Source organism: Shigella sp. FC1567 (genome assembly GCF_001743015.1).
Classification (GTDB): domain Bacteria; phylum Pseudomonadota; class Gammaproteobacteria; order Enterobacterales; family Enterobacteriaceae; genus Escherichia; species Escherichia coli.
Genome location: NZ_MIIV01000001.1, coordinates 1 through 15133 on the forward strand (window position 1 = coordinate 1; position 15133 = coordinate 15133).

The window sequence follows — 15133 nt, forward strand, 5'->3', positions numbered from 1 at the left end:
TGGCTGTTTTACGCGTATGACAGGATACGGAGGACGGTTGTGGCGCACGTCTTCGGTGAACGCACTCTGGCCACACTGGAGCGTCTTCTGAGCCTGCTGTCGGCCTTTGAGGTCGTGGTATGGATGACGGATGGCTGGCCGCTGTATGAATCACGCCTGAAGGGAAAGCTGCACGTTATCAGCAAGCGTTACACTCAGCGCATTGAGCGACATAATCTGAATCTGAGACAACATCTGGCAAGGCTGGGACGGAAGTCACTGTCGTTCTCAAAATCGGTAGAGCTGCATGACAAGGTCATCGGGCATTATCTGAACATAAAACACTATCAGTAAGTTGGAGTCATTACCGTGAAATGAATTAGAAAATTGTTTATTTAATCCATTAGCGATAAGTTTTATTGTTATTTAGCCGAGATATATTCCATTGAAAAAAGTAAATTGGCACTGATATTATATCAAATGGGAATAATCCTTTTGTAAATAAGCTGAGGAATGTGTTAATTCACATCCAGCGCCTTATAAACCGCATCAACCGGTTCTGAGTAAAAACTTACCTGAAACTTGGTAAACAACTCTGCCGGAACTGTTGGAATATCCATAGCCCAGGATATCGGCAACAGAACTCGTTTTGCGCCGCTATCGAAGGCGAGTTGTAAACTAGCGGCAAGATCCTGCACTGATTATGTCAGCAATATTGAACATACTGCGATAGTTATCAACCTCACCCCCTAAAAACCTCATTCCGATGCCACTCCACAAACCCCTCATAAGGGTAATTTTTACGCACCTGCGGCAACGCAATAATTTTCCCGTCAAAATCCCAGAATAATCTCTCAACGCTCCCTCCGCCGTTTACTGCATCTGATACCAGTACCCGCATATTTTCGTCCAGGCCAATCGATCCTTTATCAAAGGCTTTATGGTGAATTGCGCAAAGCGCCAGGCCATTAGGAATTTCACAAGGACCGCCGTGCTGTTTCCATTTTATATGCGCCGCTTCCAGCGCGACGGTGGTGTCGTCGTGGCGCATATTAAAGCCACATATCGCGCACTGGTAGTTATAAGCGCGTAATACATTTTTGCGAAATAACGGGTCGCGCTGTTTACGGATTTGCTGGAGATCAAAACCCAGCTCGTCAGCAATTTCTTCCTGAATACTCTCGGTGAAGTGCGCTTCGAGTATCTGTTGCGCTAGAGTATTGATGAGTTTTTTATTGCCGGTTACCAGGGCGTAGTGCTGTTCATCGAAACCGCCTGCAACGTGGTATTCGTTCAGTTCCTTCACTGGCGGTTGTCGGCTGCTCCCTGCTGTTGAGCAAAGCTCGGCATTGTGTAATTGCCAGAATCCGTCGCCTTGTAATCGCCAGAACGGCATATCAGGTCGGTACTGTGAACGCTGTGGCCCAAAACGTTCCAGTAAACTGTGCAGAGGTTCGTAGATTTCCGATCCATAATCGAAAAGGCGTGGATGTCCATTCAGGTATCCCGCTAATACGTATAGCAATAACAATGGTTTATGCGGTGCGCGCTGTTCACCCTTATGCCAGATTTTTATATTGGCAATTGCCTGCTGTAGCGATTTACTGGAAGCCATTGATATCCCTAGCAGTGAAATAATTGCGATCATGCTCGCAAATTTTCTGCTGTTCAAGCCTGCAAGTGAAGATATATTACCTTGATCTCATTTGTTTTTTTGCTGCTTGTGTGCCCTAATTGCCATGCGATGTTGCACCGACGCAAACCACCGTTTACGCCGGAGGAGTTAAAAGCGTTGATGGATGCGAATAAATCAAATTAATGAACGCTCACTTTCCGCGCCAAAACTGCAAAATTGCTTCTACAAACCTGTCAGAAATAATCCCCCGACGGGCTGCCGCGCTGAAATGACTGCTTCGCAGTGCCGTCGTCCAGTTCTCCGGTGAGCGGTACGCTGAACCGTAATATCCCATGATTAAATCGTCCGGGTCTTCATCAGGCGCGTTCGTCAGTCCTCTTTCACCTTGTTGCTGGAAGTCGACGAAAATAATATTAGCTAAAACATTATTTTGATAATTGCCATAAATAGCTTCATACGCATGAGGGAAATTTTCTTTCCAGTACCAGGTGGTATCGCCGCAAAACCACGGCGCGTCAGTAATATTATTAAGCTGAGAATGGTATTGTTTTAGATCCCTACGAAAGGCTTCAACCATATGATTAAAGTGTTGAGGGTGTGACGCGTAGTCACTGGTCATTAAGTCAAATTCGCCTTGCATCCAGCATACGCCGAGGAATTTGTTCTGCGGATTTTTTGCCAGTGCGGCTCGCGTTCTGCTGACTAAATCCTGGTATAGCGGAGTATCCGTTCCCCAACGACAAGCATCATGGCTGGCTCCGTGCCGTTCTGAATATGTCCCTTCGCTGCCCGCGGTAAAAGCCGATCCGCCACGGCAACACGGAACGATGAGAACCCCTGCGTTATCAGGAATAAAGGACAGTAATTTCCGTGCAATATGCAGTGCCTGGCCAACGGTGCCGTACTGTGTTTGATGATTCGTTGCCAGAGGATGGTGATAACCCTGCATATCCTGAACATCGTGTGGGCAGTGAGTTAGTGGAATAATGTCGTTAAAGTGACATGACGGGCCTCCGGGATGCGTATGCGCAAATCTCGCTAATTGTTTAATTCTGGGATGAGGCGCATCTTCCCTGGCCGGTAATGGCAGTCCTTCGCCATACGCCATAGCATTAGACTGACCAGCAATGGTAAGAACATAGTAATAATCGGGCGATATTATTGCGTCCATATAATTTTCGCGTAATTGAAATGATAAATTGATAGCAGGGCCCCTTTACTGGGGCCCTGAAGCGTTAGTTTTGTACTGTGACTTTATTATCCTTCACAGAGATCAAAACTGAATCCGTCACCGCTTTGCCGCCTGCAGTTTCACCGCCAATAATCAATAGACTATTATTCCAGGGCAATGATACTCCGTAGGCCCGACCTTGCGATAATTCACCCGATTTATCCCATTTCCCGTTATGCCAAAGATGAATATCAGTGCTATATGATTTTTTCAGGCCTTCATGCGCATAGTTCTTTCCGTGCTGGTAATTTTCTCGTGAACCTTTGAATCCGGCCCCTCCGGCAAATATAAGAGAATCATTGCTTATCCCCGCAAAACCGCCAGCGACGCCATCTGGTGATGAGACGGGAGCAAGCTTATTCCATTTTAAATTATTACCGGTGAAATCAAGTTCAAATACGGCATCCGTTCGCAATCCGGGTTTGCTTCGCCATTAATAAGCCAGGTTTTATCACCTTTATTCACAACCGCCGCACCAGCCGTTCCGTACCAGGGCGATTCGCCAGCGTAACTCCATTGCTGTGTTGAGGGATCAAAAGACAACAGAAACTTATTGAAGAAATAATCTTCTGCTTTTTTGTCAAAATAGTAGGCATTGATTTTATCTACAGCGGTTGAATCTTTTCCAGCCTCGTTGAGATCTTCAAAATAGCCATTGAAGATATTCTGGTTAACACCGCCAGTAACATAAGCCTTGCCGTTGTGTACAAAAGTCACATGACCCGCCATGCCCATCGGTGCGTGCGACATCAATTTAACCCAGCTATTGGTTTTGGGGTTGTATTTGTGTACGTCATTAAATACCTGAGTCAAGCCCTCTCTGTTTTTGCCAATGCCGCCAAACACATACAGATTGCCATCAATAAATGCAGAGGTTGCTTGATCTCTTGGTCCACCAGGGAATGCAGCTAACGCTGTCCATTTTTTATCTTTGGCCTGTGTATCCAGCTTGTACCATGCCGTACCTGCGCTACCTAAACCAATGTAGACAGTGTCGTTATCAATTGCTCCGGTACCACTTTTAAATGGCACAGGAGTTTCCGGTAATACAGACGCGTTTGCGGCAAATGAAGCCATCATGATAGCAAGCGCCGTTATTGTTTTATTCATTGTGACTGTCTCCTGTCTACTACAGTTTAAATGACACACCAATGCGATAACTGTTTTCCGATAAATTATCTCTGCCGTTGTAAACACCCTGACGGTCAAGGTAGTCATATTCTATGTATGGCGTAATATCGGGCGTCATATGGTATTGTAGAACAAATGCATTTTCCGTCGCCCATTTCTTATGGTTTGCATAGCGATAATCGTTCTGTTTGCTGTATAGCGTCGTTTGCCATGCGAAGGTGAAATCACTATTAATATGGTAAGTGACATATCCATCCCAACGATGAACGTTATCACGAGACATATCACTGGATAAGTCTTGTTGTCGGTAAGCTTTCCAGTCGTAACGATAGCGAATGCCAAAATTAAGATCTTTTGTCGCGTCCCAGGACAGTTTTACGTAGGGTCCGTAGCGTGTGCCGTTGCTGCTAAAATGCGTTAACATTCCCGGGCGCACCGTCCATTGATCATCAAGTTTAATCGCGTAATTAACTTCAACCTGAACATCATTGAGTGCGGCATTTTCCTTTTTATTATCATGAATGGTATTCCAGGTATTACTTTCCATGCTTGCCCACCATCCATTTTGCCATCCCTCACTGACTTTGAGTCGAGTCTCATAGGCGTGGCTTCCACTACGATATCCACCACGTACGTCCAGTGTCGCAGCCTGAGAAATTAATGGGGACGAAAAGCACAGTAATAATACGCCAGAAAGTATTTTAGCCTTTTTCATAAATTTCACTCATTTGTAGGATACAGAAAGCAATACAAAGCCCGCATAAACAATTAGCATTTATGTTGTGTAATATTTTTTGCCAGGCTTATAGTGTCTTTGGCAACCGGTAGCTGTATTTTATATTTTTTTGTATAAGGTCTCCTGTGAAAAATCTCTTTTCACATTATTTAAATAAACAGAGATCCAGATTAAATACCTGAGTATAAAATCTCTTCTGATGTTTAATTGATTTGAATTTTCGTAAGCTATATCACTTACTCAATCCATTTTACCCAGAGTCATAAAATAGAGTGTCTGTTGATCTCATTTTCATATTCCTTTCAGACTGAAGTGCGTTTTCATCACCCGATGAGAAAGAACTGAAGTGATGTTTGCCATAGATTGCGAGATGCCCTGTCTCATTGACTATCTTGGTGCACCTTTATACCTGTTATACCAGATCAAAAATCACGCAATCCATACAACAAAACCAGATTTGCAATTCGTGTCACAAAATATGTCGATCTTTTTCTAAGAGGAAGATGCCATGTGAAGCCAGACGAACACTTGCGGTGGTCTTCAAAAACTAAAGATCTTTGTTTAAATGTTTGTTTTATAAATAATTTATTTGGAGTCTAAACAAGGGAAGCTTTGCAAGCTAACTCAGTGAGCTTGGTGAAAATCAGTGTTTACCCGCCATCAGGCTGAGCATAATTCTCATCATGAAATATGTTTCCTGGTTTGTGGCTTGTAACTGGTCACTTCTGAAGTCGATCTGGAGAGGCTTGTTGATGTTGGTGTTTTCAGGATGATGTTTCACTTAGTTTGTTTGCCGTATCGCCCGGCGAATGGCTGTGATTGAGGAAGGTTTAAGTCGTAGTGACCAAAGCTATATTTACCAACGAATGTAGATGAAAAAATCATCTCCTGCGTTCCCCCATATCTCCAGGATAAAAAGGAATGTAACAATCTCATGGCGTAAGCTGACGAATCAGCCAGGAATAATCGCTAGGGACCTAAGAATTAGCATGATAATAGCCACTAAGAAATTACTGCGTTCCATGAAATAGCCATTTTGTGGCAAATGGAGTTGACTAATAATGTCATATGTGAGACGGCTAGTTGAACGAATATTAAATTTTGCTGAATTTTTTATGCTGATTTTACTTGTTACAGAACATATCACATGATATATAGATAAGATTAGTTGCATTAATGATGAGGGGTATTATTAGATTCGTATCCGATTGATAAATATATAAAGGTACATAGCATGCAAGAGCATAGCGTTTGTATGGCAACGTTATTATAATTAACTGTTGCTACCCCATTTAAGTTCACTCAGAAGAACTGGTCCACTTACGTTAGTTATTAAGCAAACGTTCGCTTTTATAAACATAATCAGGATAAAAATGTTGGATTATTGCTAACCCAGCACAGCTAGTGCGCGTCTGTAATTATAAGGGAAAAACGATGAAGAATAAGGCTGATAACAAAAAAAGGAACTTCCTGACCCATAGTGAAATCGAATCACTCCTTAAAGCAGCAAATACCGGGCCTCATGCAGCACGTAATTATTGTCTGACTTTGCTTTGTTTTATTCATGGTTTCCGGGCGAGTGAAATTTGTCGATTGAGGATTTCGGATATTGATCTTAAGGCAAAGTGTATATATATCCATCGATTAAAAAAAGGCTTTTCAACAACGCCCCCGCTATTGAATAAAGAAGTTCAGGCTTTAAAAAACTGGTTGAGTATCCGTACTTCGTACCCGCATGCTGAGAGCGAGTGGGTATTTTTATCGCGTAAGGGGAATCCGCTTTCTCGGCAACAGTTTTACCATATTATCTCGACTTCCGGTGGTAATGCCGGGTTGTCACTGGAGATTCATCCGCACATGTTACGCCATTCGTGTGGTTTTGCTTTGGCGAATATGGGAATAGATACGCGACTTATCCAGGATTATCTTGGGCATCGCAATATTCGTCATACTGTCTGGTATACCGCCAGCAATGCAGGGCGTTTTTACGGCATCTGGGATAGAGCCAGAGGACGACAGCGTCACGCTGTTTTATAGAGATAGTTGAGATACCAGGGATGGTGTTAAAAACTACATTATTCTTACGATATATCAAAAATGATTAACCATTTATTAATTGATGTTATTGTAAGTATAATTCTTAATTATCATAATAAGCATTAAGTTAACCATATCCATACAAAATACAATGGTTTATGTTCTTCAAAATAAATAAACAAAATCATTCATAAATTTACACATCACTTAAATTCTCCTGTTTTCGCACTTTTTTCTTTATTTTTTAAGCAACTGGAAGCTAATCTACTACAATCTATTGTTATATTGAATCAAATCAATGAAAATAGATGTTGTCACATCAGTGATATTTTATTTTTGTATGATATTTAATGTAATTGACTGATAGCCACATCACTTCGTGTGTGGTTATCTTTTTATCTATTGGGCTAATTTTGACCGATTGAGGTTTCCTATAGGTATTCATTCAAATATATCTCAGTTAGGAGTACTACTATTGTGAGTAAACGTCGTTATCTTACCGGTAAAGAAGTTCAGGCCATGATGCAGGCGGTTTGTTACGGGGCAACGGGAGCCAGAGATTATTGTCTTATTCTGTTGGCATATCGGCATGGGATGCGTATTAGTGAACTGCTTGATCTGCATTATCAGGATCTTGACCTTAATGAAGGTCGAATAAATATTCGCCGACTGAAGAACGGATTTTCTACCGTTCACCCGTTACGTTTTGATGAGCGTGAAGCTGTGGAACGCTGGACCCTGGAACGTGCTAACTGGAAAGGCGCTGACCGGACCGACGCCATATTTATTTCTCGCCGCGGGAGTCGGCTTTCTCGCCAGCAGGCCTATCGCATTATTCGTGATGCCGGTATTGAAGCTGGAACCGTAACGCAGACTCATCCTCATATGTTAAGGCATGCTTGCGGTTATGAACTGGCGGAGCGTGGTGCAGATACTCGTTTAATTCAGGATTATCTCGGGCATCGAAATATTCGCCATACTGTACGTTATACCGCCAGTAATGCTGCTCGTTTTGCCGGATTATGGGAAAGAAATAATCTCATAAACGAAAAATTAAAAAGAGAAGAGGTTTGAATTAACTTATTGATAATAAAGTTAAAAAATAAATACAAGACAATTGGGGCCAAATTGTCCATATCATAAATAAGTTACGTATTTTTTCTCAAGCATAAAAATTTTAAAAAACGACAAAAATCATCTAACTGTTTGATATGTAAATTATTTCTCTTGTAAATTAATTTCACATCACCTCCGCTATATGTAAAGCTAACGTTTCTGTGGCTCGACGCATCTTCCTCATTCTTCTCTCCAAAAACCACCTCATGCAATATAAAAATCTATAAATAAAGATAACAATAGAATATTAAGCCAACAAATAAACTGAAAAAGTTTGTGCGCGATGCTTTCCTCTATGAGTCAAAATGGCCCCAAATGTTTCATCTTTTGGGGGAAAACTGTGCAGTGTTGGCAGTCAAACTCGTTGACAAAACAAAGTGTACAGAACGACTGCCCATGTCGATTTAGAAATAGTTTTTTTAAAGGAAAGCAGCATGAAAATTAAAACTCTGGCAATCGTTGTTCTGTCGGCTCTGTCCCTCAGTTCTACAGCGGCTCTGGCCGCTGCCACGACGGTTAATGGTGGGACCGTTCACTTTAAAGGGGAAGTTGTTAACGCCGCTTGCGCAGTTGATGCAGGCTCTGTTGATCAAATCGTTCAGTTAGGACAGGTTCGTACCGCATCGCTGGCACAGGAAGGAGCAACCAGTTCTGCTGTCGGTTTTAACATTCAGCTGAATGATTGCGATACCAATGTTGCATCTAAAGCCGCAGTTGCCTTTTTAGGTACGGCGATTGATGCGGGTCATACCAACGTTCTGGCTCTGCAGAGTTCAGCTGCGGGTAGCGCAACAAACGTTGGTGTACAGATCCTGGACAGAACGGGTGCTGCGCTGACGCTGGATGGTGCGACATTCAGTGAGCAAACAACCCTGAATAACGGTACTAACACCATTCCGTTCCAGGCGCGTTATTATGCAACCGGTGTCGCAACCCCTGGCGCAGCTAATGCGGATGCGACCTTCAAGGTTCAGTATCAATAACCTACCCAGGTTCAGGGACGTCATTACGGGCAGGGATGCCCACCCTTGTGCGATAAAAATAACGATGAAAAGGAAGAGATTATTTCTATTAGCGTCGTTGCTGCCAATGTTTGCTCTGGCCGGAAATAAATGGAATACTACGCTGCCCGGCGGAAATATGCAATTTCAGGGCGTCATTATTGCGGAAACTTGCCGGATTGAAGCCGGTGATAAACAAATGACGGTCAATATGGGGCAAATCAGCAGTAACCGGTTTCATGCGGTAGGGGAAGATAGCGCACCGGTGCCTTTTGTTATTCATTTACGGGAATGTAGCACGGTGGTGAGTGAACGTGTGGGTGTGGCGTTTCACGGTGTCGCGGATGGTAAAAATCCGGATGTGCTTTCCGTGGGAGAGGGGCCAGGGATAGCCACCAATATTGGCGTAGCGTTGTTTGATGATGAAGGAAACCTCGTACCGATTAATCGTCCTCCAGTAAACTGGAAACGGCTTTACTCAGGCTCTACTTCGCTACATTTCATCGCCAAATATCGTGCTACCGGGCGTTGGGTTACTGGCGGCATCGCCAATGCCCAGGCCTGGTTCTCTTTAACCTATCAGTAATTGTTCAGCAGATAATGTGATAACAGGAACAGGACAGTGAGTAATAAAAACGCCAATGTAAGGAAATCGCAGGAAATAACATTCTGCTTGCTGGCAGGTATCCTGATGTTCATGGCAATGATGGTTGCCGGACGCGCTGAAGCGGGAGTGGCCTTAGGTGCGACTCGCGTAATTTATCCGGCAGGGCAAAAACAAGTGCAACTTGCCGTGACAAATAATGATGAAAATAGTACCTATTTAATTCAATCATGGATGGAAAATGCCGATGGTGTAAAGGATGGTCGTTTTATCGTGACGCCTCCTCTGTTTGCGATGAAGGGAAAAAAAGAGAATACCTTGCGTATTCTTGATGCAACAAATAACCAATTGCCACAGGACCGGGAAAGTTTATTCTGGATGAATGTTAAAGCGATTCCGTCAATGGATAAATCAAAATTGACTGAGAATACGCTACAGTTCGCAATTATCAGCCGCATTAAACTGTACTATCGCCCGGCTAAATTAGCGTTGCCACCCGATCAGGCCGCAGAAAAATTAAGATTTCGTCGTAGCGCGAATTCTCTGACGCTGATTAACCCGACACCCTATTATCTGACGGTAACAGAGTTGAATGCCGGAACCCGGGTTCTTGAAAATGCATTGGTGCCTCCAATGGGCGAAAGCACGGTTAAATTGCCTTCTGATGCAGGAAGCAATATTACTTACCGAACAATAAATGATTATGGCGCACTTACCCCCAAAATGACGGGCGTAATGGAATAACGCAGGGGGAATTTCTCGCCTGAATAAAAAGAATTGACTGCCGGGTAATTTTAAACCGGAGGAATAATGTCATATCTGAATTTAAGACTTTACCAGCGAAACACACAATGCTTGCATATTCGTAAGCATCGTTTGGCTGGTTTTTTTGTCCGGCTCGTTGTCGCCTGTGCTTTTGCCGCACAGGCACCTTTGTCATCTGCCGAACTCTATTTTAATCCGCGCTTTTTAGCGGATGATCCCCAGGCTGTGGCCGATTTATCGCGTTTTGAAAATGGGCAAGAATTACCGCCAGGGACGTATCGCGTCGATATCTATTTGAATAATGGTTATATGGCAACGCGTGATGTCACATTTAATACGGGCGACAGTGAACAAGGGATTGTTCCCTGCCTGACACGCGCGCAACTTGCCAGTATGGGGCTGAATGCGGCTTCTGTCTCCGGTATGAATCTGCTGGCAGATGATGCCTGCGTGCCATTAACCTCAATGATCCATGACGCTACTGCGCATCTGGATGTTGGTCAGCAGCGACTGAACCTGACGATCCCTCAGGCATTTATGAGTAATCGCGCGCGTGGTTATATTCCTCCTGAGTTATGGGATCCCGGTATTAATGCCGGATTGCTCAATTATAATTTCAGCGGAAATAGTGTACAGAATCAGATTGGGGGTAACAGCCATTATGCATATTTAAACCTACAGAGTGGGTTAAATATTGGTGCGTGGTGTTTACGCGACAATACCAGCTGGAGTTATAACAGTAGCGACAGATCATCAGGTAGCAAAAATAAATGGCAGCATATCAATACCTGGCTTGAGCGAGACATAATACCGTTACGTTCCCGGCTGACGCTGGGTGATGGTTATACCCAGGGCGATATTTTCGATGGTATTAACTTTCGCGGCGCACAATTGGCCTCAGATGACAATATGTTACCCGATAGCCAAAGAGGATTTGCCCCGGTGATCCACGGTATTGCTCGTGGTACTGCACAGGTCACTATTAAACAAAATGGGTATGACATTTATAATAGTACGGTGCCACCGGGGCCTTTTACCATCAACGATATCTATGCCGCAGGTAATAGTGGTGACTTGCAGGTAACGATCAAAGAGGCTGACGGCAGCACGCAGATTTTTACCGTACCCTATTCGTCAGTCCCGCTTTTGCAACGTGAAGGGCATACTCGTTATTCCATTACGGCAGGAGAATACCGTAGTGGAAATACGCAGCAGGAAAAACCCCGCTTTTTCCAAAGTACATTACTCCACGGCCTTCCGGCTGGCTGGACAATATATGGTGGAACGCAACTGGCGGATCGTTATCGTGCTTTTAATTTCGGTATCGGGAAAAACATGGGGGCACTGGGCGCTCTGTCTGTGGATATGACGCAGGCTAATTCCACACTTCCCGATGACAGTCAGCATGACGGACAATCGGTGCGTTTTCTCTATAACAAATCGCTCAATGAGTCAGGCACGAATATTCAGTTAGTGGGTTACCGTTATTCGACCAGCGGATATTTTAATTTCGCTGATACAACATACAGTCGAATGAATGGCTACAACATCGAAACACAGGATGGAGTTATTCAGGTTAAGCCGAAATTCACCGACTATTACAACCTCGCTTATAACAAACGCGGGAAATTACAGCTCACCGTTACTCAGCAACTCGGGCGCACATCAACACTGTATTTGAGTGGTAGCCATCAAACTTATTGGGGAACGAGTAATGTCGATGAGCAATTCTAGGCTGGATTAAATACTGCGTTCGAAGATATCAACTGGACGCTCAGCTATAGCCTGACGAAAAACGCCTGGCAAAAAGGGCGGGATCAGATGTTAGCGCTTAACGTCAATATTCCTTTCAGCCACTGGCTGCGTTCTGACAGTAAATCTCAGTGGCGACATGCCAGTGCCAGCTACAGCGTGTCACACGATCTCAACGGTCGGATGACCAATCTGGCTGGTGTATACGGTACGTTGCTGGAAGACAACAACCTCAGCTATAGCGTGCAAACCGGCTATGCCGGGGGAGGCGATGGTAATAGCGGAAGTACAGGCTACGCCACGCTGAATTATCGCGGTGGTTACGGCAATGCCAATATCGGTTACAGCCATAGCGATGATATTAAGCAGCTCTATTACGGAGTCAGCGGTGGGGTACTGGCTCATGCCAATGGCGTAACGCTGGGGCAGCCGTTAAACGATACGGTGGTACTTGTTAAAGCGCCTGGCGCAAAAGATGCAAAAGTCGAAAACCAGACGGGGGTGCGTACCGACTGGCGCGGTTATGCCGTGCTGCCTTATGCCACCGAATATCGGGAAAACAGAGTGGCGCTGGATACCAATACCCTGGCTGATAACGTCGATTTAGATAACGCGGTCGCTAACGTTGTTCCCACTCGTGGGGCGATCGTGCGAGCAGAGTTTAAAGCGCGCGTTGGGATAAAACTGCTCATGACGCTAACCCACAATAATAAGCCGCTGCCGTTTGGGGCGATGGTGACATCAGAGAGTAGCCAGAGTAGCGGCATTGTTGCGGATAATGGTCAGGTTTACCTCAGCGGAATGCCTTTAGCGGGAAAAGTTCAGGTGAAATGGGGAGAAGAGGAAAATGCTCACTGTATCGCCAATTATCAACTGCCACCAGAGAGTCAGCAGCAGTTATTAACCCAGCTATCAGCTGAATGTCGTTAAGGGGGCGTGATGAGAAACAAACCTTTTTATCTTCTGTGCGCTTTTTTGTGGCTGGCGGTAAGTCGCGTTTTGGCTGCGGATAGCACGATTACTATCCGCGACTATGTCAGAGATAACGGCTGTAGTGTGGCCGCTGAATCAACCAATTTTACTGTTGATCTGATGGAAAACGCGGCGAAGCAATTTAACAACATTGGCGCAACGACTCCTGTCGTTCCATTTCGTATTTTGCTGTCACCCTGTGGTAACGCCGTTTCTGCCGTAAAGGTTGGGTTTACCGGCGTTGCAGATAGCCACAATGCCAACCTGCTTGCACTTGAAAATACGGTGTCAGCGGCTTCGGGACTGGGAATACAGCTTCTGAATGAGCAGCAAAATCAGATACCCCTTAATGCTCCATCGTCCGCGATTTCGTGGACGACCCTGACGCCGGGTAAACCAAATACGTTGAATTTTTACGCCCGGCTAATGGCGACACAGGTGCCTGTCACTGCGGGGCATATCAATGCCACGGCTACCTTCACTCTTGAATATCAGTAACTGGAGATGCTCATGAAATGGCGCAAACGTGGGTATTTATTGGCGGCAATATTGGCGCTCGCAAGTGCGACAATACAGGCAGCCGATGTCACCATCACGGTGAACGGTAAGGTCGTCGCCAAACCGTGCACAGTTTCCACCACCAATGCCACGGTTGATCTCGGCGATCTTTATTCTTTCAGTCTGATGTCTGCCGGGGCGGCATCGGCCTGGCATGATGTTGCGCTTGAGTTGACTAATTGTCCGGTGGGAACGTCGAGGGTCACTGCCAGCTTCAGCGGGGCAGCCGACAGTACCGGATATTATAAAAACCAGGGGACCGCGCAAAACATCCAGTTAGAGCTACAGGATGACAGTGGCAACACATTGAATACTGGCGAAACCAAAACAGTTCAGGTGGATGATTCCTCACAATCAGCGCACTTCCCGTTACAGGTCAGAGCATTGACGGTAAATGGCGGAGCCACTCAGGGAACCATTCAGGCAGTGATTAGCATCACCTATACCTACAGCTGAACCCGAAGAGATAATTGTAATGAAACGAGTTATTACCCTGTTTGCTGTACTGCTGATGGGCTGGTCGGTAAATGCCTGGTCATTCGCCTGTAAAACCGCCAATGGTACTGCTATCCCTATTGGCGGTGGCAGCGCTAATGTTTATGTAAACCTTGCGCCTGTCGTGAATGTGGGGCAAAACCTGGTCGTAGATCTTTCGACGCAAATCTTTTGCCATAACGATTATCCGGAAACCATTACAGACTATGTCACACTGCAACGAGGCTCGGCTTATGGCGGCGTGTTATCTAATTTTTCCGGGACCGTAAAATATAGTGGCAGTAGCTATCCATTTCCGACCACCAGCGAAACGCCGCGGGTTGTTTATAATTCGAGAACGGATAAGCCGTGGCCGGTGGCGCTTTATTTGACGCCTGTGAGCAGTGCGGGCGGGGTGGCGATTAAAGCTGGCTCATTAATTGCCGTGCTTATTTTGCGACAGACCAACAACTATAACAGCGATGATTTCCAGTTTGTGTGGAATATTTACGCCAATAATGATGTGGTGGTGCCTACTGGCGGCTGCGATGTTTCTGCTCGTGATGTCACCGTTACTCTGCCGGACTACCCTGGTTCAGTGCCAATTCCTCTTACCGTTTATTGTGCGAAAAGCCAAAACCTGGGGTATTACCTCTCCGGCACAACCGCAGATGCGGGCAACTCGATTTTCACCAATACCGCGTCGTTTTCACCAGCGCAGGGCGTCGGCGTACAGTTGACGCGCAACGGTACGATTATTCCAGCGAATAACACGGTATCGTTAGGAGCAGTATGAACCGCCCCGGGTTTCCTGGAGAGTGTTTTATCTGTGAACTCAGGCTGCCAGATCATCGTTTCCGATGGAAGCATAATAAGCTTTTTCTGCTTCTGCCGGAGGGATGTGGCCCAGCCTTTCCAGCAATCGTCGATTATTATACCAGTCCACCCACGTGAGTGTGGCCAGTTCCACTTCTGCACGGTTTTTCCAGCTCTTACGGTGTATTACCTCCGCTTTGTAAAGACCATTGATGCTCTCCGCCATCGCGTTGTCATACGAGTCGCCTGTACTTCCTGTTGATGCCAGTAATCCGGCTTCCTTAAGCCGCTGTGTGTAGGCCAGCGATACATACTGAGAACCTTT

11 protein-coding genes and 7 pseudogenes are annotated in these 15133 nt (G+C 45.2%); 12 read left to right on the forward strand and 6 right to left on the reverse strand.

What is annotated here, in order from left to right; all coding sequences use genetic code 11:
* Window positions 1–333, forward strand: a pseudogene (locus BHE85_RS00005) (IS1-like element IS1X2 family transposase); the annotation flags it as partial.
* 164 nt (window positions 334–497) lie between these two features.
* Here the strand turns inward: BHE85_RS00005 and BHE85_RS00010 are convergent.
* Both BHE85_RS00010 and BHE85_RS00015 read right to left on the reverse strand, forming a co-directional pair.
* Window positions 498–677, reverse strand: a pseudogene (locus BHE85_RS00010) (hypothetical protein); the annotation flags it as partial.
* 44 nt (window positions 678–721) lie between these two features.
* A complete protein-coding gene (locus tag BHE85_RS00015) occupies window positions 722–1594 on the reverse strand; it encodes a phosphorothioated DNA-binding restriction endonuclease (RefSeq protein WP_004988608.1) in 873 nt (290 codons plus the stop codon).
* Between the two features lie 99 nt (window positions 1595–1693).
* Here BHE85_RS00015 and BHE85_RS00020 point away from each other — a divergent pair.
* Together BHE85_RS00020 and BHE85_RS28295 are read left to right on the forward strand one after the other, a co-directional pair.
* Window positions 1694–1798: pseudogene (locus tag BHE85_RS00020) on the forward strand (HNH endonuclease); the annotation flags it as partial.
* Window positions 1798–1887 (forward strand): hypothetical protein, encoded by a 90-nt coding sequence (locus BHE85_RS28295; protein ID WP_418356411.1) that lies wholly within the window; start codon window positions 1798–1800, stop codon window positions 1885–1887. The pseudogene BHE85_RS00020 and the gene BHE85_RS28295, both read left to right, overlap by 1 nt.
* A 332-nt stretch (window positions 1888–2219) precedes the next feature.
* On the opposite strand, the pseudogene BHE85_RS28300 reads toward BHE85_RS28295, so the two are convergent.
* From BHE85_RS28300 to nanC, 3 genes and pseudogenes are all read right to left on the reverse strand, one after another.
* Window positions 2220–2786: pseudogene (locus BHE85_RS28300) on the reverse strand (sialate O-acetylesterase); the annotation flags it as partial.
* Between the two features lie 64 nt (window positions 2787–2850).
* A pseudogene (nanM, locus tag BHE85_RS00030) lies at window positions 2851–3956 on the reverse strand (N-acetylneuraminate epimerase).
* Window positions 3957–3975: 19 nt separating this feature from the next.
* A complete protein-coding gene (gene nanC / locus BHE85_RS00035) occupies window positions 3976–4692 on the reverse strand; it encodes an N-acetylneuraminic acid outer membrane channel NanC (protein WP_071844852.1) in 717 nt (238 codons plus the stop codon).
* 1455 nt (window positions 4693–6147) lie between these two features.
* Between nanC and fimB the strand changes: the two genes are divergently transcribed.
* The 9 genes and pseudogenes from fimB to fimH all read left to right on the forward strand — a co-directional run.
* Window positions 6148–6750, forward strand: coding sequence for a type 1 fimbria switch DNA invertase FimB (fimB, locus tag BHE85_RS00040; protein ID WP_000790594.1), 603 nt, complete (start codon window positions 6148–6150; stop codon window positions 6748–6750).
* 477 nt (window positions 6751–7227) lie between these two features.
* On the forward strand, window positions 7228–7824 hold the full coding sequence (gene fimE, locus BHE85_RS00045) for a type 1 fimbria switch DNA invertase FimE (protein ID WP_000044700.1): 597 nt from the start codon (window positions 7228–7230) through the stop codon (window positions 7822–7824).
* A gap of 476 nt (window positions 7825–8300) precedes the next feature.
* On the forward strand, window positions 8301–8849 hold the full coding sequence (gene fimA, locus BHE85_RS00050; RefSeq protein WP_000695550.1) for a type 1 fimbrial major subunit FimA: 549 nt from the start codon (window positions 8301–8303) through the stop codon (window positions 8847–8849).
* A gap of 64 nt (window positions 8850–8913) precedes the next feature.
* Complete coding sequence (gene fimI / locus BHE85_RS00055; protein WP_000824117.1) at window positions 8914–9453, forward strand: type 1 fimbrial minor subunit FimI; 540 nt, start codon at window positions 8914–8916, stop codon at window positions 9451–9453.
* Between the two features lie 36 nt (window positions 9454–9489).
* Entirely contained in the window at window positions 9490–10215 is a 726-nt protein-coding gene (gene fimC, locus BHE85_RS00060; protein ID WP_000066501.1) for a type 1 fimbria chaperone FimC, read from the forward strand.
* Between the two features lie 66 nt (window positions 10216–10281).
* Window positions 10282–12918, forward strand: a pseudogene (gene fimD, locus BHE85_RS00065) (fimbrial usher FimD).
* Window positions 12919–12927: 9 nt separating this feature from the next.
* A complete protein-coding gene (gene fimF, locus BHE85_RS00070) occupies window positions 12928–13458 on the forward strand; it encodes a type 1 fimbria minor subunit FimF (RefSeq protein WP_039064356.1) in 531 nt (176 codons plus the stop codon).
* Between the two features lie 72 nt (window positions 13459–13530).
* Window positions 13531–13974: a type 1 fimbrial minor subunit FimG gene (gene fimG, locus BHE85_RS00075; protein ID WP_309446428.1), complete on the forward strand. Its 444-nt coding sequence runs from the start codon at window positions 13531–13533 to the stop codon at window positions 13972–13974.
* Window positions 13975–13993: 19 nt separating this feature from the next.
* A pseudogene (fimH, locus tag BHE85_RS00080) lies at window positions 13994–14785 on the forward strand (type 1 fimbria D-mannose specific adhesin FimH); the annotation flags it as partial.
* 42 nt (window positions 14786–14827) lie between these two features.
* Here the strand turns inward: fimH and BHE85_RS00085 are convergent.
* Window positions 14828–15133 (reverse strand): integrase core domain-containing protein (locus tag BHE85_RS00085; RefSeq protein ID WP_032232747.1); only part of this gene is annotated, 306 nt, incomplete at its 5' end.

Bases quoted from the DNA above. Each gene is read 5' to 3' on its own strand.
- fimB (WP_000790594.1), top strand. From the start codon at position 6,148: ATGAAGAATAAGGCTGATAACAAAAAAAGGAACTTCCTGACCCATAGT.
- fimI (WP_000824117.1), top strand. From the start codon at position 8,914: ATGAAAAGGAAGAGATTATTTCTATTAGCGTCGTTGCTGCCAATGTTT.
- BHE85_RS00015 (WP_004988608.1), bottom strand. From the start codon at position 1,594: ATGGCTTCCAGTAAATCGCTACAGCAGGCAATTGCCAATATAAAAATC.
- nanC (WP_071844852.1), bottom strand. From the start codon at position 4,692: ATGAAAAAGGCTAAAATACTTTCTGGCGTATTATTACTGTGCTTTTCG.
- BHE85_RS28295 (WP_418356411.1), top strand. From the start codon at position 1,798: ATGAACGCTCACTTTCCGCGCCAAAACTGCAAAATTGCTTCTACAAAC.
- fimF (WP_039064356.1), top strand. From the start codon at position 12,928: ATGAGAAACAAACCTTTTTATCTTCTGTGCGCTTTTTTGTGGCTGGCG.
- fimA (WP_000695550.1), top strand. From the start codon at position 8,301: ATGAAAATTAAAACTCTGGCAATCGTTGTTCTGTCGGCTCTGTCCCTC.